The organism is Mycetocola sp. CAN_C7, from assembly GCF_015752285.1.
Taxonomy (GTDB): Bacteria; Actinomycetota; Actinomycetes; order Actinomycetales; family Microbacteriaceae; genus Mycetocola_A.
In genome coordinates this window covers 1-1,296 of record NZ_JADOUY010000018.1, presented here as the reverse complement: position 1 = coordinate 1,296, position 1,296 = coordinate 1, and the positions used below count along the sequence as shown (strand labels likewise).

Genomic DNA, 1,296 nt, shown 5'->3' with positions numbered 1-1,296 from the left:
CGGGTCTGCTGCACGGAAAGGTGACATCTGATCTGGCTTGCCCGGGAGGGCGGCCTGGAAGGATGGCATTGTGCCTAAGCCCTACCCGAGCGAGTTCCGTGACGACGTGGTGCGCGTCGCGAGGAACCGCGAACCCGGTGTGACGATCGAGCAGATCGCGAAAGACTTCGGTGTTCACCCGATGACGTTGCAGAAGTGGTTGCAACGCGCCGCGGTCGACGACGGATCCAAATCCGGCCAGTCCCGCACCGATTCGGCCGAGCTGCGGGAGGCACGGAAACGGATCCGGCTGCTGGAGCAGGAGAACGAGGTGCTGCGGAGGGCGGCGGCGTATCTGTCGCAAGCGAACCTGCCGGGAAAAGGTTCTACCCGCTCGTGACTGAGCTCGCCGTCGCAGGGGTCCCTGTGACGGTGACGTGCCGGGTTCTGAAGCTCTCCCGCCAGCCCTACTACCGGTGGCTGGTGAACCCGATCACGCCCGGCGAGGTGGTGGAGGCGTATCGTGCGAACGCATTGTTCGACGCGCACCGCGACGACCCCGAGTTCGGGCATCGACTCCTGGCCGACGAGGCCCGCGACGTCGGCGAGTCGATGGCGGACCGGACCGCGTGGCGGATCGCGTCGCAGAACGGCTGGTGGTCCGCGTTCGGGAAGAAACGGGGCAAGAGCGGCAAGAAGCCCGGCCCGCCTGTCCACGACGACCACTGCACCGTCACCGACGAGCACGGGCGAATCCGGCACGAGTTCACCGCAGAAGGTCCGAACCAGCTCTGGCTGACCGACATCACGGAACACAAGACGAGTGAGGGCAAGCTTTACGTTTGCGCGATCAAGGACGTGTTCAGCAACAAGATCGTCGGATACTCCATCGACTCCAGGATGAAGTCGAGCCTGGCCGTCCGGGCGCTGGAGAACGCCGTCGCGATGCGAGGCGACGTTGCTGGCTGCATCGTTCACAGCGATCGAGGATCCCAATTTCGAAGCCGAAAGTTCCTCCGCGCTCTGGCCCGTCACCGACTGGTCGGATCCATGGGAAGAGTGGCCTCGTGCGGCGATAACGCGGCCATGGAAAGCTTCTTCGCGCTGCTGCAGAAGAACGTCCTCGACCGTCACTCCTGGACCACCCGAGAGCAGCTGCGGATCGCAGTCGTGACCTGGATCGAACGGACCTACCACCGGCGCCGTCGACAAGCAGCCCTCGGCCGTTTGACGCCGGTCGAGTTCGAGGTCATCATGAACACGACCGTCGCACTGGCGGCGTAACTACAACCTGTCACCTATCCGTGCAGCAGTCCC

At 64.4% G+C, this 1,296-nt stretch carries 1 protein-coding gene; it reads left to right on the top strand.

Annotation, left to right across the window (positions count from 1 at the left end; genetic code table 11):
* The first annotated feature begins 70 nt into the window (after positions 1-70).
* Positions 71-1,263, top strand: a protein-coding gene (locus tag IWX78_RS16300; protein ID WP_196834690.1) for an IS3 family transposase whose coding sequence is annotated in 2 segments (ribosomal slippage) — positions 71-355 and positions 358-1,263 — 1,191 coding nt in all. Because the reading frame shifts where the segments join, the coding sequence is not laid out codon by codon here.
* Positions 1,264-1,296 lie beyond the last annotated feature (33 nt).